The organism is Massilia sp. WG5, from assembly GCF_001412595.2.
Taxonomy (GTDB): domain Bacteria; phylum Pseudomonadota; class Gammaproteobacteria; order Burkholderiales; family Burkholderiaceae_D; genus Telluria.
On the sequence record NZ_CP012640.2, the window covers coordinates 3,519,332 to 3,545,382 of the forward strand.

The following is a 26,051-nucleotide window of genomic DNA, read 5'->3' on the forward strand; positions in this document are numbered from 1 at the left end:
GCCCGGGCCCGGTTTGTGTGAATAATCGCGGTGATATAATGGCCCGTTCACGTGCATATGTTGCTTATTTAAAATGAAGAAAGTTCTCATTCTCGGCGTCAACGGCTTCATCGGCCACCATCTGTCCAAGCGTATCCTCGAGACCACCGACTGGGAAGTCTACGGCATGGACATGAATTCGGAGCGGATCACCGAGCTGCTCGACCATCCGCGCATGCATTTCTTCGAAGGCGACATCACGATCAACAAGGAATGGGTCGAGTACCACGTCAAGAAGTGCGACGTGATCCTGCCGCTGGTGGCGATCGCCACGCCGTCGACCTATGTCCAGGCGCCGCTCAAGGTGTTCGAACTCGACTTCGAAGCCAACCTGCCGATCGTGCGCTCGGCCGCCAAATATAAAAAGCACCTGGTGTTCCCGTCGACCTCGGAAGTGTACGGCATGTGCCACGACGAGGAATTCGATCCGGAGAACTCGGAACTGGTCTACGGCCCGATCAACAAGCCGCGCTGGATCTATGCCTGCTCGAAGCAGCTGATGGACCGCGTGATCTGGGGCTACGGCATGGAAGGCCTGAACTTCACCCTGTTCCGCCCGTTCAACTGGGTCGGCGCCGGCCTGGACTCGATCCACACCCCGAAAGAAGGTTCGTCGCGCGTGCTGACCCAGTTCCTGGGCCACATCGTGCGCGGTGAGCCGATCCAGCTGGTCGACGGCGGCGCGCAGAAGCGCTCCTTCACCTATGTCGACGACGGCATCGACGCCCTGGTGCGCATCATCGAGAACAAGGATGGCAAGGCCAGCGGCAAGATCTACAACATCGGCAACCCGTCGAACAATTATTCGATCCGCGAGCTGGCCCACATGATGCTGGAGCTGGCCGCCGACTACCCGGAATACCGCGAGACCGCCAAGCAGGTGGCACTGGTCGAGACCAGCTCGGGCGCCTACTACGGCGCCGGCTACCAGGACGTGCAGAACCGCGTGCCGAAGATCGAGAACACGGTCTCGGAACTGGGCTGGACGCCGCAGGTCAATATGCGCGATGCGCTGGCCAAGATCTTCGATTCGTACAAGGACAAGCTGGTCGACGCGAAGGACCTGATTCCGGAGCGCAGGCAGCAGCAGCGCGGCTGATCCGTTCCCGCTTTTCGCTTTTGCCAGAACCGCCATGCCGCGCAAGCGCATGGCGGTTTTTCTTTACGACTTCGCGAGACTTGTAAATCCATGTAAGCCGTACGCAAGCGCCCGGTAAGTAATTGTAAGAGTGCGCGCGAGCAAGGGAGGCCGCGCCTATAGTTGTTATCAGTTTTTCTCTCTCTCCCACTTCTTGAAGTGGTCTTTGCCCACGGTTCCCTCCGTGGGCTTTTTTATGCCCAGGAGCCTCAGCGAATGTCAATGCGCATGATCCACCGGATGCCCGCGCGCCTCGTCCGCGCCTGCCTGCTTGCCTTCAGCTTTGCGACCGCGGTACCGGTCCTGGCCGTGCCGCTGATGGACATGCGCGCCGAAGACCTGGTGCCGATGGCGTCCGAATTCAAGAAATCCTTGAACCTGAACGCCAACCAGCAGACCCTGTGGCAGCAGGTCGAGAGCCGTTCGCGCGCCCTGCTGCGCGAGCGCCAGCACCGCCGTGAAGCGCTGCAGGAACAGGCCAGGACCCTGCTGGCCAGGCCGGACGTCGAACTGCGCGAGCTGAACACCCTGGTGGAAGCGGAAAGCGCCGCCACCACCCAGGAAGACAAGCAATTGCGCACACTGTGGCTGGGCCTGAACGATGCCCTCGACGACGCCCAGCGGCGCCAGGTCGCGACCCTGTTGAACGAACAGCTGATGCGCGTGGTGCCGGAAGGACGGCAGGGCGGCGAGCGCGGTGGGGAACGGGGCGGAGAACGCGCCGGCCACGGGATGGGCGGTCATGGACGCGGCGGGATGTCGCCATCCGCCGATACGTCCTTGCGCTTTTGACGAATTTGCTTCCTTGACATGTATCGTAAAGTAACAACGGCCACCTGATCGGGCTTTTGGCCATGCTTAACGGCTAGAATTTGGATTAAACGGACGGCAACAGTCCGGGAAACCGATAATAACGATAAGCATGAGCAAACTGATCCCGATGGCCTGCCTGGCCTTGCTGGGCACGGCGGGACACGCCTGGGCCTTCGCCCAGAGCAGTGACCAGGCGACCTCCGTCGACCCCGCTTCCATCCCCGCCACCCCTGCCGGGACCAAGACCCCGGCAACGCCCACAGCCCAGCAGGGCGTGACGCAGGTACGCGTCAGCGGCGCGCGCGCCGACGACACCGAAGCGCGCCGCCTCTCGACCGCCGCCAAAATGGTGTTCGGCCGCGAAGAACTCGACCGCAACGGCGATACCAGCGTCAGCGAAGTCCTGAAACGCCTGCCCGGCGTCACCATCGGCGGCGCGCCGGGACGCGGCGGCGGCGGTGTGCGCATGCGCGGCATGGGCAATGGCTATACCCAGATGCTGGTCAACGGCGAGCGCCCGCCGCCGGGGTTCTCGCTGGAGTCGCTGTCGCCCGACCAGGTCGAGCGCATCGAGGTGATGCGCGGCCCGGTGGCCGAGCACAGCACCCAGGCCATCGCCGGCACCATCAACATCATCCTGCGCGAAGGCTACCAGCAGAAGGATATCCAGCTGCGCCTGGCCGACAACATCGAGCAGGGCCGGCACGGCGCGCACCTCGGGCTGGCGATGCCCGGCAAGCTGGGCAGCCTGAGCTGGATGCTGACCGGCGCGCTGATGCAGAACCGCCCGCACAACGAGGGCGACACGCTCAACCTCAGCACCCGCAAGGACGGCACGGTGGAGCGACGCCAGGAAATCCACGACGAAGGCGGCGGCGTGTTCGACGGCCTCTTCCTGTCGCCGCGCTTCTCGTACAAGTTCGCGAACAGCGATACGCTGACTTTCCAGCCCTTCGTCGTCGCCAACCGCAGCCGCAACGGCGCCGACAGCTGGCTGGACCAGCCGATCGGCACGGTCGCGCCCGAGTACGCGCACCAGCGTGCCGACTCGCGCTCGCATTCGGCCTTCGTGCGCGGCTTCGGCAACTGGCTGCACCGTGGCGAGGCCGGCGCGCGCCTGGAGGTGAAGTTCGGCTTCACCGGCGGCCGGAACGACAGCACCAGCGTCCGCAACACCTTCGATGGCGGCGCCGCCGCGCTGCGCCGCTATCTCGACAGCGACGCCAGCCGCGACAGCGGCGTCAACCTAGGGGGCAAGTACAGCCGCCCGCTCGGCCAGGGCCATCTGTTCGCGGCCGGCTGGGATCTCGAATCGAGCAGGCGCCGCCAGGAGCACGTGGCGGCCGGCGATTCGGCCGCCCTGTTCGACGACGGCGGCGCTTCGCTGGCGGCGCAGTCGCGCCGCGTGGCCCTGTTCGTGCAGGACGAGTGGGACGTCACGCCGCAGTTCTCGACCTATCTCGGGATGCGCTGGGAGGGCATTCGCGTTACCAGCGAAGGTGGAGAGAACGGCGCGGGTACCGGCGTGGAAAACACCTCGAAGGTGTGGAGCCCGGTGCTGCACGGTGTCTGGCGCATCCCCGGCCATGAGAAGGACCAGGTGCGCGGCAGCGTCACCCGCAGCTACAAGGCGCCGGCGCTGACCGACCTGATCGCGGTGCCCACCATCTCGACCTACAACGACGCCACCCGTCCGGACCGCAGCGGCAACCCGAACCTGAAGCCGGAACTGGCCACCGGCCTGGATCTCGCCTACGAACACTACCTCGGCAAGAGCGGCCTGCTGTCGGCCAGCGGCTTCGTGCGCAACATCGACGACCTGATGCGCCGCCAGACGGTGCTGAGCGCCACCGCCGGCGGGCCGCGCTGGGTCTCCACGCCGATCAACGTCGGCAAGGCGCGAACCAGCGGCGTCGAACTGGAAGCCAAGTTCCCGCTGAGCGAGCTGTGGCCGGCCGCGCCGCTGATCGACGTGCGCTCGAACTACAGCCGCTTCTGGTCGCGCGTGGACGGCATCCCGGGCCCGAACAACCGCCTCGACCAGCAGCCCAGGCAGACCGCCAACCTCGGCCTGGACTACCGCGCGAAGGGCTTGCCGCTGACCCTGGGCGGCGGCCTGAACTGGACCCCGGAGACGCTGGTCCAGACCACGGTCAACGAGACCGCTACCACCGGCACCAAGCGCCAGTTCGATGTGTACGGCCTGTGGAAGCTGAATCCGATGGCGCAGCTGCGCGTGTCGGCCAACAATCTCGACCCGCGCGTGTATGAAACCGCGCGCAGCCTCGACACCGGTCCGCTGGTGCAGAGCGCGGCGACGCGGGCCCGTACGTACACGACGCTGGGCCTGCGCTATGAAATGAAACTGTAGTAAATGCAAGACAGCAGCCCGGTTTCGGCAAGCCGGGCTGTGATACATTTGCCGATGGCCATAAGCCGTTCTTTTCCCTGCAACTAAGGACTTTCTTGTGAAACGATACCTTCTGAGCACCCTGACCTTGTCGATGCTGGCCGCCTTCGCCGGCGCCGCGGACAATGTCCACTCCGCTGCCGCCGGCACGACCTCCGGCATCGAGACGCAGTACATCGACCAGGGCGTGCGCGTCCAGGACGATTTCTTCGGTCACCTGAACGGCAAATGGCTGCAGTCGACCGAGATCCCGTCGGACCGTACGAGCTGGGGCACCTTCATGAAACTGCGCGACGACACCCAGGGCCAGATCCGCGGCATCGTCGAAGCGGACCAGAAGAAGCCGGGCAAGAAGGCCGGCAGCGACGAGCAGAAGATCGGCGACCTGTACACCAGCTTCATGGATGAGAACAAGCTCGACACCCTCGGCTACAAGCCGCTGGCGGGCGAACTGCAGCGCATCCGCGCGCTGAAGGACAAGCACGGTGTGCCGGCCCTGGTCGCGCACCTGTCGCAGATCGGCGTCGCGACGCCGTACGGCATCGGCGTGGCCCAGGATGCGAAGGAGTCGACCAGGTATGCGACCTACATCCGCCAGGGCGGCCTGGGTCTGCCGGACCGCGACTACTATCTGAAGATGGACGACAAGCGCATGGCCGGCATCAAGGCCAAGTACGAGCAGCACGTCGCCAATATCCTGACCCTGGCCGGCGACAAGGATGCCGCCGCCAAGGCCAAGGCCATCGTCGCCTTCGAGACCGAACTGGCGAAGGCGCAATGGACCCGCGTCGAGCTGCGCGACCCGAACAAGAGCTACAACAAGATGAGCGTGGACGAGCTGTCCAAGCTGGCGCCGGACTATGACTGGAAGGCCGCGCTGGGCGCCGCCGGCATCGGCAACAAGGCGAGCTACGTGATCGTCGGCCAGCCGAGCTACATCACCGGCTTCAACGAAGTGCTGGGCAAGACCGACCTCGACACCCTGAAGGCCTACTTCCAGTGGCAGGTGCTGCGCGAATACGCACCCTACCTGTCGAAGGCCTTCGTCGACGAGCGCTTCGACTTCTACGGCCGCACCCTGTCGGGCGTGAAGGAACAGGAACCGCGCTGGAAGCGTGGCGTCGCCACCGTCGAAGGCGCGCTGGGCGAAGCCCTGGGTCGCGAATACGTCGCCGCCTACTTCCCGCCGGAGCGCAAGGCCCGCATGGAAGAGCTGGTGAAGAACGTGCTGGCCGCCTACCGCGAATCGATCGACAAGCTCGACTGGATGGGCCCGGAGACCAGGAAGGAAGCCCAGGCCAAGCTGGCCAAGTTCAACCCGAAGATCGGCTACCCGAACAAGTGGCGCGACTACTCGAAGCTGGCGATCAAGAAGGATGACCTGGTCGGCAACGTGATGCGCACCGCGACCTTCGCCTACAACCGCAACATCAACAAGCTGGGCAAGCCGATCGACCGCGAAGAATGGGGCATGACGCCGCAGACCATCAACGCGTACTACAACTCGCGCCTGAACGAGATCGTGTTCCCGGCCGCGATCCTGCAGCCGCCGTTCTTCAACGCCGCCGCCGACGACGCCGTGAACTACGGCGCGATCGGCGCCGTGATCGGCCACGAAATCGGCCACGGCTTCGACGACAAGGGCAGCCAGTCGGATGGCGACGGCAACCTGCGCAACTGGTGGACCAAGGAAGACGAGGCCCGCTTCAAGGCCAAGACCGACATGCTGGTCAAGCAGTACGACGCCTTCGAGCCGGTGCCGGGCTATCACGTGAACGGCGCCCTGACCCTGGGCGAGAACATCGGCGACAACTCGGGCCTTGCCATCGCCTACAAGGCCTACAAGATCTCGCTGCACGGCCAGCAGGCCCCGGTCATCGACGGCCTCACCGGCGACCAGCGCTTCTTCATGGGCTTCGGCCAGGTGTGGCGCTCGAAGATGCGCGACGAAGCGCAGATCAATCAGGTGAAGACCGACCCGCACTCGCCGGGCCAGTTCCGCGCCAACGGCACCCTGCGCAACCAGGCCGCATTCTATGAAGCCTTCGGCGTCAAGGAAGGCGACAAGATGTACCTGAAGCCGGAAGACCGCGTCACGATCTGGTAATACCAAGCACCAGAACAGGGACGGTGGCTACCCCGCCGTCCCCATCCACCCAAAACAACCCGAGGGAGATGCAAGAATGAAGAAACAGTACCTGTTGAGCGCCCTGACCCTGGCCCTGATCGCCAGCGTCAGCCACGCTGAAGGCACCGGCGGCGCGGCCGCCGCTGCGAAAGCCACCGCCACCAAGGGCCAGACCCTGAGCGCCGGCATCGCAACCCAATACATCGAATCGTCCGTGCGCCCGCAGGACGATTTCTTCGAATACCTGAACGGCAAGTGGCTCAAGACCGTCGAGATCCCGTCCGACAAGTCGAGCTGGGGCTCGTTCATGGAGCTGCGCGAGAACACCCTGCCGCAGCTGCGCGGCATCATCGAGAACGTCGCCAAGAAGAACGCCGCCAAGGGCACCGACGAGCAGCGCATCGGCGACTTCTACGCCAGCTTCATGGATGAAGCCCGCCTCGAACAGCTGGGCGCGACCCCGCTGAAGCCCGAACTGGACAAGATCGCCGCACTGAAGGACAAGGCCGAGCTGCCGGCCCTGCTGGCCCAGCTGGGCAAGATCGGCGTCGGCGTGCCGTTCGACTTCGGCATCCACCAGGACAACAAGGATTCGACCAAGTACGTCGCCGACATCGGCCAGGGCGGCCTGGGCATGCCGGACCGCGATTACTACCTGAAGGCCGACGACAAGAAGCTGGCCGACACCAAGGCCAAGTACCAGCAGCACGTCGAGAAAATGCTGAGCATGGCCGGCGACAAGAACGCCGCCGCCAATGCGAAAGCCATCGTCGATTTCGAGACCGAGATCGCCAAGGTGCAGTGGACCAAGGTCGAACTGCGCGACCCGATCAAGGCCTATAACAAGGTCAACCTGGCCGACCTGAACACGGTCGCCCCGGGCTTCGACTGGAAGACCTGGCTCGACACCACCGGCCTGTCCGGCAAGGTCACCTACGTGATCGTCGGCCAGCCGACCTACCTGAAGGCTTTCATGGACGTGGCCAACCGGACCCCGATCGACACCTGGAAGGCCTACCTGTCGCTGCACCTGATCGAATCCTACGGCAGCTTCCTGTCGAAGAACTTCGTCGACGAGCGCTTCGACTTCTACGGCCGCACCCTGTCGGGCGTGAAGGAACAGGAACCGCGCTGGAAGCGTGGCGTGGGCGCGGTCGAGCGTGCGCAGGGCGAGTCGCTGGGCAAGCTGTACGTGGCCGAGTACTTCTCGCCGGAGAAGAAAGCGCGCATGGAAGCGCTGGTGAAGAACCTGCTGGCCGCCTACAAGCAGAGCATCGACAAGCTCGACTGGATGAGCCCGGCGACCAAGAAGGAAGCGCAAGCCAAGCTGGCCAAGTTCACCCCGAAGATCGGTTACCCGAACAAGTGGAAGGACTACTCCGCGCTGACGGTCGCGCGTGACGACCTGGTCGGCAACGTGATGCGTTCGCGCGTGTGGGCCGCCGACTACGAGATCAACAAGCTGGGCAAGCCGATCGACCGCGACGAGTGGGGCATGACGCCGCAGACCATCAACGCCTACTACAACCCGGAGATGAACGAGATCGTGTTCCCGGCCGCGATCCTGCAGCCGCCGTTCTTCGATGCGAAGGCCGACGACGCGGTCAACTACGGCGGCATCGGCGCCGTGATCGGCCACGAGATCAGCCACGGCTTCGACGACCAGGGCGCCCAGTACGACGGCAATGGCAACCTGCGCGACTGGTGGACCGCCTCGGATCACAAGAACTTCAAGGCCAAGACCACGGCGCTGGTCAACCAGTACAACGCCTTCGAGCCGATTCCGGGCTACCACGTGAACGGCGAACTGACCCTGGGTGAGAACATCGCCGACAACTCGGGTCTGGCGATCGCCTACAAGGCCTATCACATCTCACTGAAGGGCAAGAAGGCCCCGGTGATCGACGGCATGACCGGCGACCAGCGCCTGTACGCGGGCTGGGCCCAGGTGTGGCGTTCGAAGATGCGCGAGCAGCAGCAGATCGTCCAGGTGAAGACCGACCCGCACTCGCCGGGCCAGTACCGCGCCAACGGCACGCTGCGCAACCAGCCGGGCTTCTACGAAGCTTTCAAGGTGAAGCAGGGCGACAAGATGTACCTGGCGCCGAACGAGCGCGTGATCATCTGGTAATCAGTCTGTCCTGGTGATCTCAAAGGCCGCGCATGTCGCGGCCTTTTCATACTGTCGCGCTGCCGATGCATTTGATGAACTTCAGCAAAATTCTGCTTGGGCGATTTTATGTCGAAGGTACAATGCTCAGAGAACAGCAGGAACACGCGCAGTTTTTATTTCACTAGAACGATAGGCAATCATGACTATTTCGAACCAATCGGCATCCTCTGCGATTTCGACGGTTGTCCAAGCCGACAGCATGTATGTCAGTGCTTCCGTCCAAGTGGGCAGTCGGACCTCTACCTTCAGCTTCAACTATTCGCTGTTTAAGGTCTTGTCCATCTTGATGGTGGTGACATCCCATTGGTTCAGCAATTTGCCGCTATGGTTGCCAACGACGGTCGGGTTATTCATTTTCGCCTTTTCTTCGGCGCTTTTCACAACGCACGGCTACAGCGGGCAGTTTGATGTGACTGCTTTCTGGCGCAAGAAGTTGCGGCGTTTACTGGTGCGCTATTGGTTCCTGCTTTTTTTTGTGTCCGTGTTGGTGCTGATCGAAGGGCGCACGCTCTTCCACTGGCACTCGCTAATACATGTGTTCGGCCTTTCTGCATTCCTAGACCTGTTCAGCCATAACAGAAGCGGGCTTGGCAAGGGGCTGTGGTTCTTCACTGTTTTGCTGCTCTTTTACATTGTTTTCCCTTATCTCGCCAAGCTGTGTGCGGCGAGCGGAAAGGACTTCTTCCTGCCGCTTGTCGTCACCGCGCTGTTCATGTTCCTGAACCTGCACATTCTCCCTGGTTTTGCTTTATGGTTGACGATGCTGGGCTTTTTTTTAGGTGTGTATGTGGGTATGTACGGAACAGAGGTATCGTCTAGGCTGAGCCTGACCTTGGCGCTGGGAAGCATGCTTGCCATCTTTGTTCTCAATGTTGCATTCGGATACAAGGAGGCCACGCAATGGTTAGTTCTGCTCGTCTGTATTAGTATTAATCTATGGATTTTGAAAGCGCATCTGCCTCAATGGCGCCCTTTGGTTGCACTGGCAACTCTGGAAACCTGCTTGCTCGAGATTTTTATTATCCATTCGTACTTCTTTGTGCACCCAAGCGGCAATACGGTGCTGGATTTTCTAGCGTCCTTATCGCTGATCATTGTGCTGGCATGGATCTTGAATTTTGCAGGCTCTAAGCTCGTCCGGTTGATCTTCAAATAAGCGCTCCGCTTACTGTGCCTCCCAGGCGTTGATGTCGATCACGCCCGTTATCAAGTGTGCGGTATCCGAGGCAATATGCTTGTCCTGACCTCCGCTTGAACAAGATGCTGGCGTTCGATACCAAGTTCGGTCGCAAGAGAATTGACGAGCGGCCGCAGGGTTCACGAAGCCCTGCGACACCAAATGGTAGTCGGTCTTCTGGACCGCATTGGTTTAGGTGCCAAAGGTACCGGTGCCGTCGAAGACATTATTCTGGAGTAGACCGCCCGGGTCCCGCCGATCTGTACGACCGTACCGCAAAAGCTATCGTTGTTTGTGGAGGTGCTTTTCACCACGTACGGACCCTTGCTCAGTTGTTTTTTCCTTCTTCGCTCTATCTCACTATGGTCGGGTTACTAAGGCTTATTGTGTTTGGCAATGGAAAGAACACAGAAGAAAGTGTTTCACTCTGAAATTGAATAAATATTTTGCTAACCAATTTCCAGAAAAATCTTTAGCTAAATTTACTAAATAGAATTTATGCGATCCAAATTAGCCTTGATAAGGCCTTTATAGTAAGAAATGACTATTTTTAGGAAAAAGGGCCGGATCTCAGTGAGATCTGAGATCCGGCCCTCGTTAGCGCTTGGCAAGCCAAGCGGAGCATGATATGGATATGTTTAACGCGGCACGATATCGAACTGCGCCGCAGTGCTGTAATCCGGTTTAACCGAGCGGTTCATGAACACTGCCCAGGCAGTTTTACCAGCGGTACCCATGACATTTGCAGTATATGCCAATGCAGGTTGCATGTTTGCCGGGTAACCGGCCGTGGCAGCCGCATAACCCGTCATCTCGCCTACTTTCAGCTTTAGAGAGGCAGCCATGGCGCTACTGCCACAAGCCAATGCGACGAAGTCTGAAGTATGAGTTGCTTTATAGGCTTCTGCGTACGTAGTAAAGAATGGACTGGTCGAGTTAGTGCGGACATTTAGGGCATATGGTGCCCCGTCAATCCAGCAGGTACCTGGCGCAGTCATTCGCGCGACCGAGAACTGTGCCTTCCACTTCAGCAACGCAGTCGCCTTGTCAAACCCCAGATCGGCGGTATGACCGACGGCAGAGGTGAAGAAATCGTCCATCCATGGCGCCATGCCACTGCCGTTATTGTAACCCAAGGCATAGCCATTCACGATGATACCGAGCTTATTCGCAGAAGTATTATTGGTATAAGTCGCGTTGTACCAGTCGAGGTTGCTGTTAAGGATTTGCGTAAAATGGCTCTTTAGTCGATCGCTATCCGGCGTAATGTAAGCAGCTTCTGCAAGCGTACGGAGACTCCACGCTTGAGCACGAACCTGCTCTTGTTGCAGCAATCCCTTTACGTTCTGGCGATAACCAGGGTTCGAGGAAAATTGGTTCCACATTGCCCAGAACTGCAACTCTTCCAGATAGTAATAATCGCCCGTGAGCATGTAAGGCAGATAAGCAAACGCAGGCTGGTGTGCCGAATCGTGAGTCAGTGTGGTTTTACAGCCATCTGTAGTTGCGCAAGCTGGAAATGCTTCTCGTTTGCCAGTTGTCGGATTCATGGTATCGCTGGCCTGTCCATAAATCGTCATGTACGGGTAGTCCAGCAGACTGACCGGCTTATCGGTCAGCTTGTCGCGATAGTGCGCAGACCAAGTGCCGGCCAGGTCTGCCGTACCCATAGTTACCATGCGCGCACGCTTGTCCATACTCAGCAGGTAGCTCACGCCCCATCCGGGAAGAAGGCCGATGTCATCACGGCCGCCAGTTGCCGGCATATAGTTTTCGGCCAGGCCAGCACCCACCATCGGTTCGATATTGGAACCGGTCCAGCGCTTCTGCAGCGTTGTCAGGGCGCTCTCAGCAATTTTGAGCGAGCGATCATAGTTCGGCAAAGCCTTCGAGTCAAGCAGGTAGGCGGTATTGAACTTTACGTCGACTTGAGGCTCTGTGCCATTGAACCAGAATACTTTGCGCCAGCGAGCATGGTTGAAATGGACCATGCCAGTTTTAGTGTAGACCGACTTCCCGCCCACAATGACGTTGGCATCATAGGTAAAATTCTGGGGGGACGGCTCGTAAGCCCAGTCATTCTCGACCACGACGTCCACGCGGGCCTTGTTCACCCCCGGGAACCAACGGATGGCGAAGCGAGCCTGTAGGTGCGGATGCTGGACGCCACTGGCCGTCTGCAGCGGAGCATGCACTTGCCATTCGGTGGCAATCGGGCCGCTCAGCCAAGTGGTGGCACTGCTACGCTTCAGCAGATCGTCGGCCGACGCGTAGTAGTCAACGCCGTTGAGTTTGGCATGTACGGAGGCGCTAAAACCGTTTCGCATTAGCATATCAATACTGGTGCTGCCGGTCGGCGCGGTGCCGCCCTTGACGAGGCTCATGGTGCGGGTAGTGCTCGCAGCCAGGGACGGCAGCACGGCTGAGATCACTGCATGGCGGATCGAACCGTCAGCATGCTTGGCCTTGACGTCCACCTGCAGCGGCACGGTGGTGCCGTCGTCGAGGCGGCCGGACAGCTGTTCGCCGGCCTTCAGGTGACCCACGGCGAACACCTGGCCAAAAGTAACCGGTACGTTCGTTTGGGTCGTGGCGGAAGTATTTTCGAAGCGGACATCGGTGATTCCGGTGCCGGCGACGGTCGCAGTCGAGGTGTTGGTGGGAGTCGTGGTCGGAACAGTCGTGGTGATCGGGCCGGTCAGAACGTTGCTGGCGAGGCTCGTGCTCGAGCCGCTCAGTACGGCAGCGGTCTGGGGGGCGGAAGTATTCTGTGCCTGATCGCTCCCGGCGCCACAAGCGGCGAGCGTAGCGGAACATGCGATCACGGAAAGGTGGCGGAACTTCGAGAGTTGGTGTGCAAATTTCATCATTAATTTCTCTGGTTTGGCTCTGTGTGGGATGTTTTCTTCTTTTGAGCCAAACAGGTTACCGTACAGAAATTAATGGCGCACGGAAAAATTACGGATTTTTTGTGAAATGTCCCCCTAAGGCAACGAAATATTTTCGTTTCTTTAACATATATTGTTCGGAATAAATGGCTAAAAGATATCTTTTTATTAGTCTGAAATCCTTTAAGCGAAAAAACACCGCCTGTACAGGCGGTGTTTTTATGTCAACTTCGTAAACTATTACTTGGCGGCAGCGACCATGTAGTCGACTGCGCTCTTGACGTCGGCGTCGGACGCACTTGATCCGCCTTTCGGCGGCATCACGCCGGCTTTACCCTGGAAGCCCTTGATGGCGTGCTCGTACAGGACGCTGGCGCCCTGCGCGATGCGCGGCGCCCAGGCCGCCTTGTCACCATACTTCGGCGCACCGGCGATGCCGGCGCCATGGCAGGCTACACAAGCCGAGCTGTACAGAGTCTTGCCTGCGCCTGCGCTGGCGGTCGCGGTGGCAGGCGCTGCCGCCGGGGCAGGGGCGGCCGGCGGCGTTGCCGCGGCGGGCGCCGGGTTTGCTGCTGCCGCCGGCGCTGCACCTGCAGTTGCCGCAGCCGGCGCGTTGGCCGCCGGAGCGGCGCTGGCCTGGGCCTTGGGCGCCGGTGCTTCCGGTTCCTTGAACTTGGCGCCGCCCTGGTTGGCCATATAGACCATGGCGCGCGCTACTTCGATATCGTCGAGGTCCGGATTGCCGCCCTTGGCAGGCATGGCGCGAATACCGTTGACGGCGTGCTGGACCAGCGTGTCGTAACCTTGGGCAATTCGCGCGCTCCAGGCGCCGGCATCGCCAACTTTCGGAGCGCCGGCGGCGCCAGTGGCGTGGCAGGCGGCGCACACGGCGGTGTAGACGGCCTGGCCGTTCTGCAGCACCTTGGGCGCATTCATGTCTTTCAGCGAGAAGCCTTCTTCAGCCACAGGGCGCACGCGGGCAGCGACCTCTTCGGGATTCGATCCTGCGGAGCCGGCGCCGGCGAGGGGGCGGTTGGTAGCGAAGGACACTAATAAGATGATGCCGATCACAATGACCAGGAAGAATCCGGCCACTGCGCCAATCAACTGCTTCGGGGTCCTGATAAAAGACTGGTGCTCACTGTGGTTTACGTCGCTCATGATTTCCTTATAAATAAAAAAACCTGCTGGCGTCCGGCACTCGGTCCAACCTCACTACAGATGGCTCGGAACCAATCGATTATAGATCGAAAACATCTTAATTGAAACGCAATTTCTCCTACGTCAACATCGTTATCCATAGACGTGGCGACGGAAACTCTGTATCCTTCGCATCACTCCTGCGCGGCTGTAGCTCAGTGGATAGAGTATTGGCCTCCGAAGCCAAGGGTCGCTGGTTCGATCCCAGCCAGCCGCGCCACTTTCCTCAGTCGTTCCCCATTTCCTGCACGCTTCCGATCTCCGCGCTGCCATGCAGCAGCTGCGGCGGCATTTTCGCAGCCGACCAGTCTCTCTGAGCATGTAGTTTGTACGCTGCATAGCGGCAGGTCGGCTTCTTCAGGAGCACCCTGGCCTGCTGCGGCTGGGTCGTAATCCACTGCTTGACCAGTTCGGCCGCCGTCTCCGGCAGCTGTTGCGCAGGCAGGCGCCGCACTGTCATGTGTTCGCGCAAGGCGCGGTTTTCGAGTTCGCCCTGGGCCTGGCGCAGGATGCGTTTGAACTGCGCCTTGACGTTACGGAAGGTGAGTGAGGATTGGCCGGGGATGTCCCAGGTGGCGTCGCCCGCCACCACCATCCGCTTGGGTTCCCACTTCGCGCTTTCCGGCGCCAGGTTCAACAGCAGGAAGGCGCCGACCAGCGAATCGGTTCGGTACAGCCCCAGCGGCAGGCGCAGGCCGCGCTCCCTCATCCCGGCCATGGCGGCGCCGCTCAGTGCATGCATATTTCCCTGGATACCGCCGTGCTGGAGCATGTATTCGCGCGTTTTCGCGGCCGAGCGCCCGGCGCTCGGCACACCGGTCACGCCAAGCGCTTCCGGCGCTTCGGCAAGCCGCCGGCTCAGGGCGCCAAAGGCGTCGCGCCGGGCTTCCACATAGCCATCGAGGAAATAGGCGATTTCACTGCCGGGCCAGATGTGGTGCACGTACTGGTTCCAGGCATGGGCCTTGTCACCGACCGCGATCGACCAGACGCGCATCGTGCTGGGGCCCTGGTCAAGGGTGCCGGAGCGAACCAGCGTGGCGGCCTGTTCGGCCAGGACCGGATTTCCATTGATAACAACATCGATGACTGCTCCATGGGAAGCGCAGGCCGTCAGCGTCGCCTTGATGCAGCGGGCCAAGGTTTCAATGGACTCACGCGCCGCAATGATGGCGACTGTCCAGGGAGCAATGTTGTTGTGCATGTTGGGAAAATATTGAAAATGAGTAAATTATTTTACGTCAAACTGTGACCCCGGTGCTATTCTGGTCTGTGGCGAACACAGCAGCGAAAAAGGGTGCGCACGATAGCCGCAAAGAAAAACTTGATTTTCCGAAAATGCTAAAATTGCATCTGTGCCATGAGTGAAGCTGGACGGTATGCATGCTACCCGTGTAGAACTGAATCTCCGACGACGTAAGCATGTCTGAATAAGAGCAGGACATACCGTTGCGGGAAGATCGGTCTCATGCATCTTGTTGGTTTCTTGATATTTTCTTTAAGACATTTATGGTTGTGGCACAACAGAGTTGACAAATTGTTGGGTGTCACTGTTGTCTTGCTACTAGTCAATAATGGTAAAAATCCATTCATAAACGGAACGTAATATGAAAGCAGATGAGATCGTCGCAGTAGTGGGCCTGGGCTATGTTGGCCTGCCCCTGGCCGTAGAGTTCGGCAAGAAGGCGAAAACGATTGGTTTCGACCTGTCGGTATCGAAGGTCGAGAACTACAAACGGTTCGTGGATCCGACCGGTGAAGTGTCGAGCGAGCAGCTGAGGGCCGCGCAACACCTGGAAGTGACCACCGATCCATCGCTGCTTTCCCAGGCCGATTACATCGTGGTCGCCGTGCCGACCCCGGTCGACATCGCCCACAACCCCGACTTCACCCCGCTGGCCGGCGCCAGCAAGACCGTCGGCAAGAACATGAAGCGCGGCGCGGTCGTCGTGTTCGAGTCGACCGTGTACCCGGGCGCCACCGAGGAAGTCTGCATCCCGATCATGGAAAAGGAATCGGGCCTGAAGTGGAAGGAAGACTTCCACGTCGGTTTCTCGCCGGAGCGCATCAACCCGGGCGACAAGGAACATACCCTGACCACCATCCTGAAAGTGGTGTCGGGCGACGACGACGAGACCCTGGACCGCATCGCCAAGCTGTATGAATCGGTGGTGACGGCCGGCGTGTACCGCGCCTCCAGCATCAAGGTGGCCGAGGCCGCCAAGGTCATCGAGAACACCCAGCGCGACCTGAACATCGCCCTGATGAACGAACTGGCGATCATCTTCGACAAGGTCGGCATCGATACGCTCGAGGTCCTGAAGGCCGCCGGCACCAAGTGGAACTTCCTGCCCTTCCGTCCGGGCCTGGTCGGCGGCCACTGCATCGGCGTCGACCCGTACTACCTGACCCACAAGGCCGAGATGGTCGGCTACCACCCGCAGGTGATCCTGGCGGGCCGCCGCATCAACGACGGCATGGCCAAGTTCGTAGCCGAGAAGACCGTCAAGTCGATGATCTCGTCGGGCTTCCACGTGAAGGGTTCGAAGGTCAACGTGATCGGCCTGACCTTCAAGGAAAACTGCCCGGACCTGCGCAACTCGAAGGTCGCGGACATCGTCCACGAACTGGAATCCTACGGCTGCGAAGTGCACGTCTACGATCCGGTCGCCGAAGCCGACGAAGCCCAGCACGAATACGGCATCAAGCTGGAGAGCTGGGAAGCGCTGCCGAAGGCCGACGCCCTGGTGGTGGCCGTGCCGCACAAGGAAGTGCTGGCCCGCTCGCTGCTCGACTTCCAGGCCAAGCTGAACGACAACGGCTGCTTCATCGACGTCAAATCCCAGTTCGATCCGAAGGCGATCAGCGAAGCCGGCTACTGCGTCTGGCGCCTGTAAGCATTTCCCGGAACTGACGCCGCCTGCAACGGCCGCACGCCAGCGGCTGTGCGGCCCACGCAGGCGGCAACCCAGCGGGCCTGTTTCGGCCATTTGCCCGCGCGACTTGTAAGAGTGTCTCAACGTGAACAAGATTCAAGACGTCCAACAGCAATTGCAGCGGCACAGCTACCACTGGCTGGTTACTGGCGCTGCCGGCTTCATCGGCTCGAACCTGGTGGAAGCCCTGCTCAAGCTCAACCAGCGCGTTACCGGCCTCGACAACTTTGCGACCGGGCACCAGCACAACCTGGATCAGGTCCGTGAACTGGTGGGCGAGGTCGCCTGGTCCAACTTTACCTTCCTGCAGGCGGACATCCGCTCGCCCGACGATTGCGCCCGTGCCTGCGAAGGCGTGGACTTCGTCCTGCACCAGGCCGCGCTCGGCTCGGTGCCGCGTTCGATCGCGAATCCGCAGCTGACCAACGAGACGAATATCTCCGGCTTCCTGAACATGCTGGTGGCCGCCCGCGACGCCAAGGTCAAGCGCTTCGTCTACGCCGCTTCCAGCTCGACCTACGGCGACCATCCCGATCTGCCGAAGGTCGAGGACCGGATCGGCAAGCCGCTGTCGCCGTATGCAGTGACCAAGTACGTCAACGAGCTGTATGCCGACGTGTTCGGTCGCACCTATGGCTTCGAGTCGATCGGCCTGCGCTACTTCAACGTGTTCGGTCCGCGCCAGGACCCGAACGGTGCGTATGCGGCCGTGATCCCGAAATGGGTGATGGCCCTGATCCGCAACGAAGAACTGAACATCAACGGCGACGGCGAGACCAGCCGTGACTTCTGCTATATCGACAACGTCGTGCAGGCGAACCTGCTGGCGGCCATGGCCGGCAGCGAAGCGGCCAATCAGGTATACAACGTCGCGCTGAACGACCGCACTTCGCTCAACCAGCTGCACGCGATGATGAGCGAACTGCTGGCCCGGCGCTTCCCGCATGTGGCCGAACACAAGCCGACCTATGTCGATTTCCGCAGGGGCGACGTACGTCATTCCCAGGCCGACATCAGCAAGGCCGCCACGCTGCTGGGCTATGCGCCCACGCACCGTATCGGCGACGGCCTGAAGCAGGCTATGGACTGGTATGTCGACAATTTGCCGCGATAAGCACTGCAGTATGAGTTCTGTATGTAATAAGAATACCGGAGGCTACTGTGCTTAGGATCTCTAATCACTACGTGTCGAAAATCGTTTTCGTCCTGTTGTTCGTCGAGGTGCTGGTGCTGCTCGGCGCAGCCTACGTCGGCGCGGCGGTCCGCTTCATGGAATTGGGCCAACCGATCATCCTGTCGAACATCGAGCACCTGGACCACTTCTTCACCTCGGCCATCGCCTTTACCGCCGCCATCATCTTCAGCATGAGCGCGATGGGCATGTACCAGCTTAACTTCAACGAGGGCCTGCGCAACCCCTTCTTCATGAAGCTGATGCCCTCGTTCCTGATGGGCTTCCTGATCCTGACGCTGGTGTTCTACGTCGCCCCCGACCTGTATTTCGGGCGCGGCATCCTGGCCCTGGTGTTCGTGATCGCCGCCGCCGGCATCTTCATCGCGCGGATGATCTTCTTCAAGAGCTCGGAACTGCGCTTCCTCGAGACGCGCATCCTGTTCCTGGGAAGCGGACCGCTGGCCAAGGAGTGCAGCGACCTGGCCCTGCAGAGCGCGAGCTACCACCGCTACAACATCACCGGCTTCATGCCGACGCCGAACGAAGAGCTGTGCGTGCCCTCGACCAGCCTGCTGAACGGACGCGAAGGGGATACCCTGGTGTCGCTGGCGCGCCAGTACAACGTCGAGGAGGTCGTGGTCTCGGTGCAGAACCGCCGCGGCGGCTTCCCGATCAAGGAGCTGCTCGAGTGCAAGCTGGCCGGCGTGAAGGTCACCGACGCCGCCACCTTCTTCGAACGCGAGACCTGCCAGATCCGGGTCGACTCGCTGCAGCCGTCCTGGCTGGTGTTCGGCGGCGGTTTCGACCAGAGTTTCGTGCGCACCTTCATGAAGCGCAGCTTCGACATCGTGTGCAGCGTGATCATCCTCATGCTGACCCTGCCCCTGATGCTGCTGGCGGCGCTGGCCGTCAAGCTGGAAGACCGCGGCCCGGTGTTCTACTCGCAGGAGCGGGTCGGCAAGGATGGCAAGACCTTCTTCGTGCATAAATTCCGCAGCATGCGCACCGATGCCGAAAAGGGCGGCAAGCCGCAGTGGGCCCAGCAGAACGACCCGCGCATCACCCGCATCGGCAACTTCATGCGCAAGACCCGCATCGACGAACTGCCGCAGATCCTCAACGTGTTCAAGGGCGAGATGTCTTTCGTCGGCCCGCGTCCCGAGCGTCCCTACTTCGTCGAGCAACTGATCGAGGTGGTCCCGTATTACAATGTGCGTCACAGCGTCAAGCCGGGCATCACCGGCTGGGCCCAGGTGCGCTACGGCTACGGCTCGTCCGCCGAGGATGCACTGCAAAAGTTGCAGTACGACCTGTACTATGTGAAGAACAACAGTCTGTTCCTCGACGTCCTGATCCTGATCGACACCCTGAAAGTCGTCCTGTTCCGCAGCGGACGCTGATCCCTGCCGCGGCCTGGACGGTTCGCATCGTCCAGGCCGCGCGGGCTTATACTCATCCATGCCGTGACCAATATCGCCGCCTATAGTTATGCACTGGCCGCAGCCGGCTACCTGCTGCTGGTCCTGCCTGTACTGTCGGGATGGAGCGGGCGCAACCAGCGCGGGACCCTGTCCGCCGCCTGCCTGCTGACCGCCTTGTGGGCCGCGTGGCTGGCCTGGGACGCCAGCCATGCGCGGTTCTGGAGCGCATTTACCGGATCGCTCGAAATACTGCGCGACGGCGCCTGGTCGCTGTTCCTGGTGGCGCTGCTGGGGCACTGGCGCAGCGAGGGCAGTCGCCTGCCGTTCGGCCTGCGCCCATCGCTGTTCGCGGCCGGCTGCGCCTACCTGGTGCTGCTGGGCGCGATGCTGGCCGGGCACTTCCGTTTCGAACTGCTGAACGCCCTCGGCGCGCTGCCGGTGGTGACTGCCTTCGCCTGCCTGGCCGTGTACGGCATGCTGCTGGTCGAGCAGGTGTACCGCAACAAGACCATCGAAGAACGCTGGGCGATCAAATTCGCCTGCCTGGGCATCGGCGGCATGTTCGCCTACGACTTCTACCTGTACACCAACATGATGCTGTTCCGCGAGCTGAATCCGGAACTGTGGAATGCGCGCGGCGTGATCAATGCCCTGACGGTGCCGCTGGTGGCGGCCTCGATGGCGCGCAGCAAGTCGTGGAGCACCCCCTTCGTGGTGTCGCGCCGCGTGATGTTCCACTCGGCCGCGCTGTTCGGCTCCGCGATCTACCTGCTGGCGATGGGATCGGCCGGGTATTACCTGCGCTTCTTCGGCGGCCGCTGGGGCACGGTGATGCAGGCCGCCTTCCTGTTCGGCGCGGTCAGCCTGCTGCTGGTGATCCTGTTTTCCGGGACCTTCCGTTCCTGGCTGAAGGTTTCGATCAACAAGCACTTCTTCCGCTATAACTACGACTACCGCGAGGAATGGATGCGCTTCACGCGTACCCTGTCCGAACGCGGCCCCAACCTGGGCGACCGCGCGATCCAGGCGATGGCGGCGCTGGTCGAGAGCCCGGGCGGCACCCTGTGGCTGCGCAGCGATGCCGGCCGCTACGAGACCCGCGCGCGCTGGCATGCCTCCGAGGCCGACACCGTCGAGCCGGCCAATTCGCCCTTCTGCCGGTTCCTAGAAAGCACCCAGTGGGTGGTCGATCTCGACGAGTTCGTGGCCCGCCCCGACAAGTACGAAGGCCTGGCGGTGCCCGATTGGCTGCTGGAGTATCCGCGCCGCTGGCTGGTGGTGCCGCTGATCCTGCACGAGAAGCTATTCGGCTTCGTGGTGCTGCAGCGCGCCCGCAGCCCGCTCAAGCTGAACTGGGAAATCACCGACCTGCTGGAAATCGCCGGCAGCCAGGCCGCCGGCCACCTGGCCCAGGAAGACGCCGCCAACGCGCTGATGGTGGCGCGCCAGTTCGAATCCTTCAATCGCATGTCGACCTTCGTCGTCCACGACCTGAAGAACCTGGTGGCCCAGCTGTCGCTGATGAACGCGAACGCCGAAAAGCACAAGGACAATCCGGAGTTCCAGCGCGACATGCTGGAAACCCTGAACCATTCGGTGCAGAAGATGAAGCTGCTGCTGCAGAAGCTGTCCCGCACCGAAAACGCCGAGAAGCCGCTGCCGCTCGCGGTCGAACAGGTGGTGCGCCAGGCGGTGGCGCTGAAGAGCGCCTTCGAGCCGCGCCCGCAGCTGGTGGTCGAGGTGCCGGGCATGAAAGTGATGGCGGACCGCGAGCGCCTCGAGCGCGTGGTCGGCCACCTGATCCAGAGCGCGATCGAAGCCACGCCGCGCGACGGCCATGTCATGATCCGCCTTGGCCGCCGCGAGGCGGACGGGCAGCCTGACGCAGTCGAAATCGAGATCGTCGATACCGGCGAAGGCATGAGCGAGGAATTCATCCGCGAGCGCCTGTTCAAGCCCTTCGACTCGACCAAGTCGGCCGGCATGGGCATCGGCGTGTTCGAGAGCCGCGAATACATCACCGAGCTGGGCGGGGCGCTGGAAGTCACCAGCCGGCCCGCGCTCGGCACCACGTTCAAGGTCGTGCTGCCGCTGTACCATGAGGCGGCGGCAGCGACGATCTCCTGAAAGGAAAACCGTGACCCAAACCAAACCGAAACTGCTGATCATCGAAGACGACCCCGGCCTGCAGAAGCAGCTGCGCTGGAGCATCGACGCCTACGAGGTGGTGGTGGCCGGCGACCGCGAGGCCGCGCTGGCCCAGATCCGCCGCCACGAACCGGCGGTGGTGACCATGGACCTGGGCCTGCCGCCCGATCCGGACGGTTCCACCGAGGGCCTGGCCACGCTGGCCCAGATCCTGGCGCTGGCGCCGGACACCCGCGTGATCGTCCTGACCGGCAACCAGGACCACAACAATGCCGTCAAGGCGATCGGCATGGGCGCCTACGACTTCCACCAGAAGCCGGTCGACCCCGAAGTGCTGAACCTGGTGATCCAGCGCGCCTTCTTCCTGCACAACCTGCAGCAGGAGAACCGCCGCATGCAGCAGTCGCAGGCCGATTCGCCGCTGGCCGGCGTGATCTCGCGCGACCCCGGCATGCTGAAGGTCTGCCGCACCATCGAGAAGGTCGCGCCGACCTCGGCCTCGGTGATGCTGCTGGGCGAATCCGGCACCGGCAAGGAAGTGCTGGCGCGCGCCGTCCACGCGCTGTCGCCGCGCTCGAAAGAGCGTTTCATGGCGATCAACTGCGCGGCGATTCCGGAAAACCTGCTCGAGAGCGAACTGTTCGGCTACGAGAAGGGCGCCTTCACCGGCGCCGCCAAGCAGACCAAGGGCAAGGTCGAACTGGCCCACGGCGGCACCTTCTTCCTCGACGAAGTGGGAGACCTGCCGATGCCGCTGCAGGCGAAACTGCTGCGCTTCCTGCAGGAGCGCGTGATCGAGCGCATCGGCGGCCACGAGGAGATCCCGGTCGACGTGCGCATCGTCTGCGCGACCCACCAGAAGCTGAAGGACCTGTGCGTCCAGGGGCGCTTCCGCGAGGACTTGTATTACCGCCTGTCGGAGATCGTGGTGAACATTCCGCCGATGCGCCTGCGCGAAGGCGACGCCGCGCTGCTGGCCCACCACTTCAAGAACAAGTTCTGCAGCCAGGAAGCGCGCTCCTCGCTGCACTTCTCGCCGGATGCGCTGGCGGCGATCGAAGCCTATGCCTGGCCGGGCAATGTGCGCGAGATGGAAAACTGCATCAAGCGCGCCGTGATCATGGCCGACGGGAACACCATCGTCGCCGACGATCTCGGCCTGCCCGACACCGAGGCCGAAGAAGAACCGTTGAACCTGCGCCAGGTGCGCGACGAGGCCGAGTACAAGGCCATCGTGAAGGCGCTGGCGCGGGCCGACGGGAATATCGTGAAGGCGTCGGAGATGCTGGGCATTAGCCGCCCGACCATGTATGACCTGATGGGGCGGCACGGCATCAAGGCCGCCGCGTGACCCGTCACCGGCGCCGTTTCACGCAGGCGGCCCTGCTGCTCGGAGGCGTCGGCCTGCTGGCGGCGGCCGGCGGCCTGCTGTACCTGCAGGGACAGGGCATCACGCCGCGCGCGCTCGCGCCTTACATCGAGAAGCGCAGCAGCGGCCACAATCCGCTGATCGAAGGCGCCGGACAGGAATTGGCCGCGGCACTGTACGGCATTGACCGCGGCGAGGCCGTGCCGGATCTGCTGGCGCAGGGCCTGGTTGGCGCCCAGCCTGCCGGCGCCGGGCGGCAGGACGAGCGGGATGGCGGCCACACCCGCAAGCTGGTCGCGTCAAGCGAGGAAGCGCGGCGCGCCATTGCCGCCGCCGCGCCGGGCGACGAGATCGTGTTCCTGCCCGGGACCTACCGCATCCGCGGCAACCTTGACGCCAGCCGTGCGGGAGAAGAGGGCGCGCCGATCGTCGTACGCGCCGAGCGGCCGGGCAGTGCGACCATCGAGTTCGACGCCGCCGAGGGCTTCAAGGTGTCGGCGCCGTACTGGCGTTTCGAAAACCTCACCATCCGCGGGGCCTGCGCGCAGCAGGAATACTGCGAACACGCTTTTCACGTGGTCGCCGGCGCCCACCATTTCGCGGCCGTCAACAACACCATCCTCGACTTCAACGCCCACTTCAAGATCAACGCCGCGGACGGGCGTTTCCCGGACGACGGCCTGATCGAATCGAACACGCTCGCCGATTCGGCGCCGCGCCGTACCGCCAGTCCGGTCACGCCGATCGACCTGGTCGCGGCCAGCAACTGGGTCATCCGGCGCAACCTGATCGCCGACTTCATCAAGCTTGGCGGCGACCGGATCAGCTATGGCGCCTTCGCCAAGGGCGCCGGCGCGCACAACCGCTTCGAGCGCAACGCCGTCGTGTGCGAGCAGCACCTGCGCGGCTTCCCTGGACAGCGGGTCGGCCTGTCCTTCGGCGGCGGCGGCACCGGCAAGCCTTACTGCCGCGACCACAGGTGCGTGACCGAGCAGGACCAGGGCGTCATGCAGGACAACCTCGTCGCCGCCTGCTCGGACGTTGGCATCTACGTGAACGCCGCGGCGCGGACCCGGCTGCTCGGTAACACGGTGGTCGACACGGCCGGCGTGGACGTGCGTTTCCCCGAGAGCAGCGCCGAGGCCAATGGCAACCTGGTCGACGGCAGCATCCGCAGCCGCAACGGGGCCCGCCTGCATCCCGGCGACAACCGGGAAACCCCGATCGCGCTGGGCTATCTCGGCTATCACCCGCTGCGCAAGTGCGGCAGCGCATGGGGGAAGGAAGGGCGCTACGACGGCGCCCGCTGCGGCGACTGACCGCTAATCAAGCGGAAATCAGGCCGCGCGCAGCCAGGCCGCGGTCCACGCCACGACCTGCTCGTGCCACTCGCGCCGCGAGCAGGTATGGTCGGCCCCGGGCAGCGTATGGCGGGTCACGTGCGGCCCGGCCAGCAGGCGCTCCCAGTCGCGCGAGCCGGACGACAGCCCGGCGAATTCCTGCGCCGTCAGGTCGGCGCCGCTCAGCATCACCAGCACCCTGCCGCCGAAACGCTGCAGCGCGGCGTGCATCCGCTCGGGCAGGGGAGCAGGGCTGTCGGCCTGCTGCGCGGCAGGGGCTTTCGGGCCGAACGCGGCGCGGACCTGGGCCGCGAAGGAGGTCGCGGCCTGCCTGGCATCGAAGCGGCCGCTGGCGATCTTCTTCCACAGCTCCGGCGCCAGCAGGCGGCTGCGGTAATAATGCTTCAGGGTCGCCCTGGCGGCGCCGTCCTCGGTGCGTACCCAGGGATTCAGCAGGGCCAGGCCGGCCACGCGCGCGTCATTCGGCGCGTACATCGCCGCCGCCGAGGCGCCGTCGCACAGGCCCCACAGCACCACGTCTTCGAGTCCCGGCGCCTGCGCCATGAAACAGTCGATCGCCGCGCGCAGGTCGTCCTCGATCTGTTCGAAATCGCGCGGCGCGCCTTCGCTGTCGCCCATGCCGCGGTAGTCGAAGCGCATGGCCGGAATACCGGCCTGCGCCAGGCTGCGCGCGAGCAGGGTGAACTGGCGGTGGCTGCCGGTGCGCACCTGCGGGCCGCCGACCACGATCAGGACGCCGCGCGTCGCCGGCCGGGCCGGCAGCGACAGCACCCCATACAGCCAGGAGGCGCCGCAGGCAAAACTCAGGGCGCGTTCTTCAAGATGCATCGCTGGCCTCCCGGTACAGGGCGGCGGTGGCGTCGAGCAGGGCCGCGCATTCGCTGATTTCCGGCGTGGTCCAGAACGGCTCGCCATGCACCAGCTGCACGCCGAAGTCGATGCCCTGGGCCTGCCAGATCGCGGCGATGCGGCTGGCCGCCGGCGGCAGCGGCCGCTCGGGCGCCGCCGTGACCTCGAACCAGTCGATACGGCAGCCGCGCGGCGCCAGCACCGAGGCGTCGAGGCGTTCGATGGCGGCGGCCATCGGCGGCGCCAGCTCGTAGCCGGCGATCTCGAGCGATCTGCCCTGTTCGAGCTGCAGGCGCAGCGCCTTGGTGCCGCCGTTGCCGGCGCCATCCTGCAACAGCTCGGCGGCGACGCGCAGGCGCAGGAACTGGGTCAGGAAGCCGGCGCCGCTGGTGACCGGTTGCCACAGCAGCAGGCAGGGCGGGGTGGCGGCCGCGCCGGCCGCATAGTCGAGCGCGAGCAGGGCGCCCAGGCGCAGTCCCCACAATCCGGCGCGGCGGCCGAGGCGCTGCTCCAGCCAGGCGCGCGCGGCGTCGACGTCACGCTTCCAGCCGTCCCAGCGCGCATCGCCGAATTCGCCGCTGCTGTCGCCGCAGCCGTGCAGGTCGATCTGCAGCACGCCGACGCCGCGCGCCGCCAGCGCGCGCGCCTGCAGCGCGGCCATGCGGCGCGACTTGTTCATCTCTTCGGCGAAGGGGTGCAGGTAGACCAGCGCACCCCGGCATGCGCCTTGCGGAACGTGGAACAGGCAATAGCGCAAGCCATCCTGCACGGGCAGGAAGAAGGCTTCGGCCGGCGCATGGGCCGGCACCGCGTTTGCCGGCGCCATG

At 62.7% G+C, this 26,051-nt stretch carries 17 protein-coding genes and 1 tRNA gene; 13 read left to right on the forward strand and 5 right to left on the reverse strand.

Going from position 1 to position 26,051, the window contains the following annotated elements; all coding sequences use genetic code 11:
* The first annotated feature begins 73 nt into the window (after window positions 1-73).
* The 6 genes from AM586_RS15745 to AM586_RS15770 all read left to right on the forward strand — a co-directional run bounded on the left by AM586_RS15745 (window position 74) and on the right by AM586_RS15770 (window position 9,857).
* On the forward strand, window positions 74-1,138 hold the full coding sequence (locus AM586_RS15745; protein WP_060566606.1) for a bifunctional UDP-4-keto-pentose/UDP-xylose synthase: 1,065 nt from the start codon (window positions 74-76) through the stop codon (window positions 1,136-1,138).
* A 255-nt stretch (window positions 1,139-1,393) separates the two neighbouring features.
* Window positions 1,394-1,969: a hypothetical protein gene (locus AM586_RS15750; protein WP_229411250.1), complete on the forward strand. Its 576-nt coding sequence runs from the start codon at window positions 1,394-1,396 to the stop codon at window positions 1,967-1,969.
* Window positions 1,970-2,099: 130 nt separating this feature from the next.
* Window positions 2,100-4,361 carry a TonB-dependent siderophore receptor gene (locus tag AM586_RS15755; protein ID WP_052234280.1) on the forward strand — a complete coding sequence of 754 codons (2,262 nt, stop codon included), beginning with the start codon at window positions 2,100-2,102 and terminating at the stop codon, window positions 4,359-4,361.
* A 97-nt stretch (window positions 4,362-4,458) separates the two neighbouring features.
* Window positions 4,459-6,507 carry a M13 family metallopeptidase gene (locus AM586_RS15760; protein ID WP_052234279.1) on the forward strand — a complete coding sequence of 683 codons (2,049 nt, stop codon included), beginning with the start codon at window positions 4,459-4,461 and terminating at the stop codon, window positions 6,505-6,507.
* A gap of 76 nt (window positions 6,508-6,583) precedes the next feature.
* Window positions 6,584-8,659 (forward strand): M13 family metallopeptidase, encoded by a 2,076-nt coding sequence (locus AM586_RS15765; RefSeq protein WP_052234278.1) that lies wholly within the window; start codon window positions 6,584-6,586, stop codon window positions 8,657-8,659.
* Window positions 8,660-8,840: 181 nt separating this feature from the next.
* Window positions 8,841-9,857 (forward strand): acyltransferase family protein, encoded by a 1,017-nt coding sequence (locus AM586_RS15770; RefSeq protein WP_052234277.1) that lies wholly within the window; start codon window positions 8,841-8,843, stop codon window positions 9,855-9,857.
* Between the two features lie 659 nt (window positions 9,858-10,516).
* Here AM586_RS15770 and AM586_RS15775 read toward each other — a convergent pair.
* Together AM586_RS15775 and AM586_RS15780 are read right to left on the reverse strand one after the other, a co-directional pair.
* Window positions 10,517-12,748 (reverse strand): hypothetical protein, encoded by a 2,232-nt coding sequence (locus AM586_RS15775; protein ID WP_229411249.1) that lies wholly within the window; start codon window positions 12,746-12,748, stop codon window positions 10,517-10,519.
* A 258-nt stretch (window positions 12,749-13,006) separates the two neighbouring features.
* Window positions 13,007-13,927 carry a cytochrome c5 family protein gene (locus AM586_RS15780; protein WP_052234276.1) on the reverse strand — a complete coding sequence of 307 codons (921 nt, stop codon included), beginning with the start codon at window positions 13,925-13,927 and terminating at the stop codon, window positions 13,007-13,009.
* 183 nt (window positions 13,928-14,110) lie between these two features.
* On the opposite strand from AM586_RS15780, the gene AM586_RS15785 reads away from it, so the two are divergent.
* Window positions 14,111-14,186, forward strand: a tRNA-Arg gene (locus AM586_RS15785).
* Between the two features lie 6 nt (window positions 14,187-14,192).
* Here AM586_RS15785 and AM586_RS15790 read toward each other — a convergent pair.
* Window positions 14,193-15,107, reverse strand: a complete 915-nt coding sequence (locus AM586_RS15790) for a hypothetical protein (RefSeq protein ID WP_052234275.1) — start codon at window positions 15,105-15,107, stop codon at window positions 14,193-14,195.
* 466 nt (window positions 15,108-15,573) lie between these two features.
* Here AM586_RS15790 and AM586_RS15795 point away from each other — a divergent pair, with 466 nt between their 5' ends.
* The 6 genes from AM586_RS15795 to AM586_RS15820 all read left to right on the forward strand — a co-directional run bounded on the left by AM586_RS15795 (window position 15,574) and on the right by AM586_RS15820 (window position 24,333).
* Entirely contained in the window at window positions 15,574-16,863 is a 1,290-nt protein-coding gene (locus tag AM586_RS15795) for a nucleotide sugar dehydrogenase (RefSeq protein WP_052234274.1), read from the forward strand.
* 124 nt (window positions 16,864-16,987) lie between these two features.
* A complete protein-coding gene (locus tag AM586_RS15800; RefSeq protein ID WP_052234273.1) occupies window positions 16,988-18,016 on the forward strand; it encodes an SDR family oxidoreductase in 1,029 nt (342 codons plus the stop codon).
* Between the two features lie 71 nt (window positions 18,017-18,087).
* Window positions 18,088-19,476, forward strand: a complete 1,389-nt coding sequence (locus AM586_RS15805; protein WP_229411248.1) for a TIGR03013 family XrtA/PEP-CTERM system glycosyltransferase — start codon at window positions 18,088-18,090, stop codon at window positions 19,474-19,476.
* Between the two features lie 63 nt (window positions 19,477-19,539).
* Window positions 19,540-21,624, forward strand: a complete 2,085-nt coding sequence (prsK, locus tag AM586_RS15810; RefSeq protein WP_060566608.1) for an XrtA/PEP-CTERM system histidine kinase PrsK — start codon at window positions 19,540-19,542, stop codon at window positions 21,622-21,624.
* Window positions 21,625-21,634: 10 nt separating this feature from the next.
* Window positions 21,635-22,996: a PEP-CTERM-box response regulator transcription factor gene (gene prsR / locus AM586_RS15815; protein ID WP_052234270.1), complete on the forward strand. Its 1,362-nt coding sequence runs from the start codon at window positions 21,635-21,637 to the stop codon at window positions 22,994-22,996.
* Complete coding sequence (locus tag AM586_RS15820) at window positions 22,993-24,333, forward strand: chondroitinase-B domain-containing protein (protein WP_052234269.1); 1,341 nt, start codon at window positions 22,993-22,995, stop codon at window positions 24,331-24,333. The genes prsR and AM586_RS15820 overlap by 4 nt, the downstream gene beginning before the upstream one ends.
* Before the next feature lie 18 nt (window positions 24,334-24,351).
* Here the strand turns inward: AM586_RS15820 and AM586_RS15825 are convergent, their stop codons facing one another.
* Both AM586_RS15825 and AM586_RS15830 read right to left on the reverse strand, forming a co-directional pair.
* Window positions 24,352-25,203, reverse strand: a complete 852-nt coding sequence (locus tag AM586_RS15825) for a hydrolase 1, exosortase A system-associated (RefSeq protein ID WP_052234268.1) — start codon at window positions 25,201-25,203, stop codon at window positions 24,352-24,354.
* Window positions 25,193-26,050: a hydrolase 2, exosortase A system-associated gene (locus AM586_RS15830; RefSeq protein WP_052234267.1), complete on the reverse strand. Its 858-nt coding sequence runs from the start codon at window positions 26,048-26,050 to the stop codon at window positions 25,193-25,195. The genes AM586_RS15825 and AM586_RS15830 overlap by 11 nt, the downstream gene beginning before the upstream one ends.
* Between the last annotated feature and the right edge of the window lies 1 nt (window position 26,051).

What these genes read in the sequence shown, in the direction of transcription:
- AM586_RS15745 (WP_060566606.1), top strand. Translation starts at nt 74, where the DNA reads ATGAAGAAAGTTCTCATTCTCGGCGTCAACGGCTTCATCGGCCACCAT.
- AM586_RS15750 (WP_229411250.1), top strand. Translation starts at nt 1,394, where the DNA reads ATGTCAATGCGCATGATCCACCGGATGCCCGCGCGCCTCGTCCGCGCC.
- AM586_RS15755 (WP_052234280.1), top strand. Translation starts at nt 2,100, where the DNA reads ATGAGCAAACTGATCCCGATGGCCTGCCTGGCCTTGCTGGGCACGGCG.
- AM586_RS15765 (WP_052234278.1), top strand. Translation starts at nt 6,584, where the DNA reads ATGAAGAAACAGTACCTGTTGAGCGCCCTGACCCTGGCCCTGATCGCC.
- AM586_RS15770 (WP_052234277.1), top strand. Translation starts at nt 8,841, where the DNA reads ATGACTATTTCGAACCAATCGGCATCCTCTGCGATTTCGACGGTTGTC.
- AM586_RS15775 (WP_229411249.1), bottom strand. Translation starts at nt 12,748, where the DNA reads ATGATGAAATTTGCACACCAACTCTCGAAGTTCCGCCACCTTTCCGTG.
- AM586_RS15780 (WP_052234276.1), bottom strand. Translation starts at nt 13,927, where the DNA reads ATGAGCGACGTAAACCACAGTGAGCACCAGTCTTTTATCAGGACCCCG.
- AM586_RS15795 (WP_052234274.1), top strand. Translation starts at nt 15,574, where the DNA reads ATGAAAGCAGATGAGATCGTCGCAGTAGTGGGCCTGGGCTATGTTGGC.
- AM586_RS15825 (WP_052234268.1), bottom strand. Translation starts at nt 25,203, where the DNA reads ATGCATCTTGAAGAACGCGCCCTGAGTTTTGCCTGCGGCGCCTCCTGG.
- AM586_RS15830 (WP_052234267.1), bottom strand. Translation starts at nt 26,050, where the DNA reads ATGGCGCCGGCAAACGCGGTGCCGGCCCATGCGCCGGCCGAAGCCTTC.